Source organism: Limnohabitans rimovensis (SeqCode) (genome assembly GCF_965234775.1).
In the GTDB taxonomy this organism is placed as follows: domain Bacteria; phylum Pseudomonadota; class Gammaproteobacteria; order Burkholderiales; family Burkholderiaceae_C; genus Limnohabitans; species Limnohabitans rimovensis.
The window spans coordinates 1-4,693 of the sequence record NZ_OZ248565.1 but is presented as its reverse complement, the minus strand read 5'-3'; the positions used below and the strand labels follow the sequence as shown (position 1 = coordinate 4,693).

Annotated in this window: 6 protein-coding genes; 4 read left to right on the top strand and 2 right to left on the bottom strand. The window is 51.5% G+C overall.

The features are described from left to right. Positions 1 to 136: 136 nt before the first annotated feature. Positions 137 to 394 (bottom strand): hypothetical protein, encoded by a 258-nt coding sequence (locus AC8GFZ_RS08765; protein WP_506644472.1) that lies wholly within the window; start codon positions 392 to 394, stop codon positions 137 to 139. Between the two features lie 126 nt (positions 395 to 520). On the opposite strand from AC8GFZ_RS08765, the gene AC8GFZ_RS08760 reads away from it, so the two are divergent. From AC8GFZ_RS08760 to AC8GFZ_RS08750, 3 genes are all read left to right on the top strand, one after another. Further along, entirely contained in the window at positions 521 to 1,501 is a 981-nt protein-coding gene (locus tag AC8GFZ_RS08760) for a Bug family tripartite tricarboxylate transporter substrate binding protein (RefSeq protein ID WP_506644470.1), read from the top strand. A gap of 1 nt (position 1,502) precedes the next feature. Then, positions 1,503 to 2,738, top strand: coding sequence for a CaiB/BaiF CoA transferase family protein (locus tag AC8GFZ_RS08755; RefSeq protein WP_506644468.1), 1,236 nt, complete (start codon positions 1,503 to 1,505; stop codon positions 2,736 to 2,738). Positions 2,739 to 2,808: 70 nt separating this feature from the next. Then, positions 2,809 to 3,099: an HU family DNA-binding protein gene (locus AC8GFZ_RS08750; protein ID WP_506644466.1), complete on the top strand. Its 291-nt coding sequence runs from the start codon at positions 2,809 to 2,811 to the stop codon at positions 3,097 to 3,099. A gap of 231 nt (positions 3,100 to 3,330) precedes the next feature. On the opposite strand, the gene AC8GFZ_RS08745 is transcribed toward AC8GFZ_RS08750, so the two are convergent. Further along, entirely contained in the window at positions 3,331 to 3,753 is a 423-nt protein-coding gene (locus AC8GFZ_RS08745; RefSeq protein ID WP_506644464.1) for a BLUF domain-containing protein, read from the bottom strand. 403 nt (positions 3,754 to 4,156) lie between these two features. On the opposite strand from AC8GFZ_RS08745, the gene AC8GFZ_RS08740 reads away from it, so the two are divergent. Beyond that, positions 4,157 to 4,549 carry a hypothetical protein gene (locus AC8GFZ_RS08740; RefSeq protein ID WP_506644462.1) on the top strand — a complete coding sequence of 131 codons (393 nt, stop codon included), beginning with the start codon at positions 4,157 to 4,159 and terminating at the stop codon, positions 4,547 to 4,549. Positions 4,550 to 4,693: the final 144 nt, after the last annotated feature.

Genomic DNA, 4,693 nt, shown 5'->3' with positions numbered 1-4,693 from the left:
GCTGTGTCTGCGGTGTAGGTGACTTGGGGCCCATCAAATACCTCGTCTAAATTTGCAAGAAATCTACATCCATTAACGCAACAACTTGCAAATTTGCCGACAGGATTTACACCATATCTTCAATTAATTCATATGCTTATGAATTGTTCAGGGCGGACTTATTAGGCGCTCGCAGCTTTTGCAGGGTTTTTTGAGCCCGTTGTGCCTTTTGCCTGTCGCGCTCAATTTTGAGTGCGTCGCTGGCACGTTTGCTGGTGGCACTCAGTTGGTCCAGTCTCAGTTGCTCTGGCGTTTCGGGTTTCTCAAGCTTGAAGATTCGCATGCATTTATTTTTGGCGATGGATAAATGAATGCAAAGACAATAAACCTCTTGCAGCGGTGGTTCAACTTTCACATCAATTCAGCTTTTCAAGCTGACACTAGTCCACACCTAGTGCAATCCCGGTAACAGGTGCTGTTACATTCTTCGATGATTCACGTTCACCATGGCAAACTCGCATAAAAGCATTCAGGAGACCTCATGAAAACTGACAAGAACATGTTCAGATATATGCTGGGATGGTTGTTATTTGTCTTCACGATACATGGAGCGGCCCAAACCTATCCATTGCGGCCGATCAAGATCGTTGTGCCATTTGCCGCAGGCGGCGGGCCGGACATCGACGCTCGGCGGCTGGCGCCCCGGCTGGCTGATGCCTTGGGTGTCGCAGTGGTGGTTGAAAACCGCGTTGGCGCAGCGGGCATCCTGGCTGCGGAGTTGGTCACTCAAGCGCCGCCCGACGGCTATACCGTGCTGTCTGGTTCGATTTCACAGGTGGTGCAAAAGATTCTCAGGCCTCAGGCCAAGTTTGACCCCTTGACCTCCTTCTTGCCCGTGGGGCAGACCAGCACCTCTCCGACGGTCCTGGTGGTGCCGGTGGACTCGCCCGTCAAAACGGTTAAGGAGTTGGAGGCCCTGTTACGCAATAAGCCGGGGCAGATCAACTATGGCTCGGGCGGTATAGGCACCTCTGCGCACATCATGGGGGCGAGCTTTGTCAATCTGCTCAAGCTCAATGCGGTACATATTCCTTATCGGGGGTCTGTTGAATTAATGCCTGCGCTGATCGGTGGGCAGATCCAGTTCGCCTTTCCGATTGCTGGCACTGGCGTGCCCATGGTCAAGTCTGGCAAAGCACGCGCCCTGGCGGTGACCGGTGCCAAGCGGATCAGCTCATTGCCGGATGTGCCGACGATGAAGGAGCTATATGGCGAGGACCTGTTTGTGCAGGAATCGTGGGCCGGGCTTTGGGTTCCGGTGGGTACGCCCAGCGCCGATGTACAAAAGCTGCACAGTGCTTTGAAGCAGGCATTGGCTGACCCCGAGTTACGCACCTATTTTGCGGGGGCAGGCTCTGAGGTAGAGGTCTCGGCGACACCAGAAGCCTTTGGTAATTTCATGAAGGCTGAGACGCAAAAATGGGCCAAGCTGATTCAGCTGACCGGTGTCAAGGCCGACTGATATGGGACTCAATGCGCTTCAAGGTGTGCGGGTCTTGGACCTGTCTCATGTGATTGCCGGCCCCACCGCCTCACATTATCTTGCCCTTGAAGGGGCTGAGGTGATCAAGATCGAGAAGCCAGGCAAGGGAGACATCCTGCGCCGCTCGGGTAAGGCTTTAGCCCCCGGTATATCTATTGGTTTTGCGGCAATTAATTTGGGCAAAAAGTCGCTGGCCTTGGATTTAAAGACGTCGGGTGGAAAAGACGTTCTGCGTCGCTTGCTAGCCAGCGCTGATGTATTCATAGAAAATTTTCGGCCTGGGGCTGTCGCGCGCTTGGGATTTGACTACGCAGCGGTGAGTGCCCTAAACCCTAGGATCATCTACGCGTCCATATCGGGCTTTGGTCAGGAAGGTGCCTGGAGCTCAAGAGCCGCATATGACCATGTGGTTCAATCAGCCATCGGCATGAGCATGATGCAGGGTATGGAAGGACAAGAGCCGATGAAGGTTGGGTTTCCGGTAGTTGACACTGCCACCGGCATGATGGGAGCCCAGGCGATTTTGACAGCGCTGATCAGGCAGTTCAGGCAGGGCCAGGGTGCCTATCTGGATGTATCAATGGCTCAGGCGGGCTTGCAGCTGATGTGGCCGGATGCATCGCGTGTTGCTACCGGCGCGGACGATGCACCTCGGATTGGAAACCGAGGTTTTTCAGGCAGTCCAGGCGCAGCCACTTTTCAGTGTGACGACGGATGGATCTCGACTGCCGCCAACACCCTTGTGCAATTCACTGCCCTTTGCAAGGTGCTTGGCTTGCCGGAGGTTCACAACGATCCCGAGCTGATCGATCAAGTAGCTTTGCAAAACGGTGGCTTCATGGTCGCTAAGGATGCCAATCGTATTCATGCTTTGCTGGTCCAGGCCGTCAGGAACCGACAGGTGGATGAACTTGAGAAAGCATTGATGGCGCATCATGTGCCCTGTGCGAAGTTACGGCAACTGAGTGAGTTGGTGGCGAGCTGCCAGTCCGAAGCCCTCATGACCTTGCCCCTCCGCCGTACCGACTACCCACTGGGGGTCATGACAGACTTTGGCTCAGGCTACAAGTCTGATCAAAGTCAGGAGCCCGACCTGGCATGTGCACCGCGCCTGGGCCAGCACTCGCGTGACATCCTGACCGGACTGGGCATGGAGCAGGCCGAGATAGAGTCGTTGATCTCAGCTGGTGCAGTAGCAGTTTCTGATGATGATTGATCCTGCGCGAATCAGCTTTTCAAGAATGACATAGTGCAAATGGTTTGCCTTGGACTGTAATCATTTATCCATGGAACTTGCCCTCGACTCGTTAGACACCACAGCCCTGACCAAGGCACAGTTGGCTGACGCATTGTTTGACCAATTGGGCTTGAACAAGCGGGAAGCCAAGGACTTTGTAGATGCATTTTTTGAAGTGGTGTTAGCTGAGCTTGCAAAGGGTGAAAGCGTAAAGATTTCTGGGTTCGGCAACTTTGAGGTGCACACCAAGGCAGCCCGCCCGGGGCGCAATCTGGATTGGATGGTCATGCTGCAATTGCCCTTCTTTGTCCTGCTTTGCTATGCGACTAGGTGCCGTTAGGTCTTGGTCTTACATTCTGCGCACATGAACATGTTTTGATTGAGCACGCGCTTGAAGCTGCCCAGCGCCCGAGGCTTGTGTAATCCGCATTTGTAGCAACTCATGCTGGCAACAGATGCAGATGCTCCAAAGGGACTGCCGCCTTCTTTGGATTTGTATCTGAGCCCATCGCCAGAAATTTTTGTGGTTTCGTCTCTACTCATTTTTATCTCTTGCGGCCCAAGTATGAATTTAAGGGCTCATGGTTTGAATGGAGGTACCGGAATTCATGAGTTCGTCAATCATTCTCATCGCATCTTTGCTTGATGCGGAGTAGGGGTCAAATTCTGGATGCGCCATTTGAACCATGGGGTCATCTACAGACAATTGAACAAGGGCCATAGACCACTGACCATACCGCCGCTGGTCGACCTCTTCGAAAGACAATAATTCAACCTGATGGTGTCGTGTGTCAGCAATGATTCGGGAATATAAAGCGTTGATGGCAGATCTCTCACCCTCAAGTACTTGCATGTAAATGCCAGTGCCTTGGCACAGCACACCCGTTATCTCTAACTTTTTGTTGCTCACGCGTGAGTTTTCCAAAAGAGAGGCAGTCACAAAAGTGGTGATGGGACCCACCGGTTTGCTGACATACAAAAGTCTGGTGAGCATGGGTGTCTTTGTTTGAAATGGTTGTTGTGGCAAAAGACGCTGGCTGGGTAGCTCAACGAGCTCTACAGCTTAACGCACGGGAGCAAAGTTGGTGCGTTTGGCAATATGCCCTTGTTTTCCCATGATTTGCTAAGAAAACATAGGCCCCATGTTGTGCCACGTCTTAACCAATACCTGGGCCTGTTCAACTTCCCCATTTTGGGATTAATTTTGTGGAACTCATTAATTGGCCTAATTTATGCTTTTATATAAACGATTGGCTGATTTCTTGACATTCAATTTTTATTGATCTACTCAATCCATGTCACACGAGACAGCCAATCAACCAAATTTGAAGCGTTAATATTTAAAAAACGATGGGGTGAAGCAAAACTGAGGAAAGCGATTGGAAGGAGAAGGTGTCATGGATACTGCATTTTCGTACCGTGTTGACGGAAAAGCCAGGCAATGGGGTGGCAACAGTTCACCCCAGGATGAAAGACAGAATCGTCGTCGCCAAAAATTGCAGGCATTGCTGCAAAGCTTGAAGGCGGGAGATTTAGATGGCGCTCGCCTGGCTTTTACTGCGCTCATTAATTTCGATCCGTCAGTATCCGGTGACACATACCTCACAAAAATCGGTACAGCTTTGCAAAGCAGCAACCTCTACTCAGCCCAGCACTTTGGGCTGGAGTTACAAAGTCGAGGATTGCAACTCCACTCGCATGCCAATGCACAACATGACATTTCAATGAGCAAGCGAAAAGAGCCCTTGGATCACTACTCAGGGTGCGCCAGGATTGATTTTTCTGTTTGATCTTGAAATGCGTCTATTGAGTCCGCCCTGAACAATTGAATTTCTCAAACTACAACGCCATAGTTTGTCCGCTGAGATGGCGAAATGGCTTGCAGCACCGTCTGCAAATTAAGCCCAAACTTGGCACAAAGAAGCCGCAGCTTC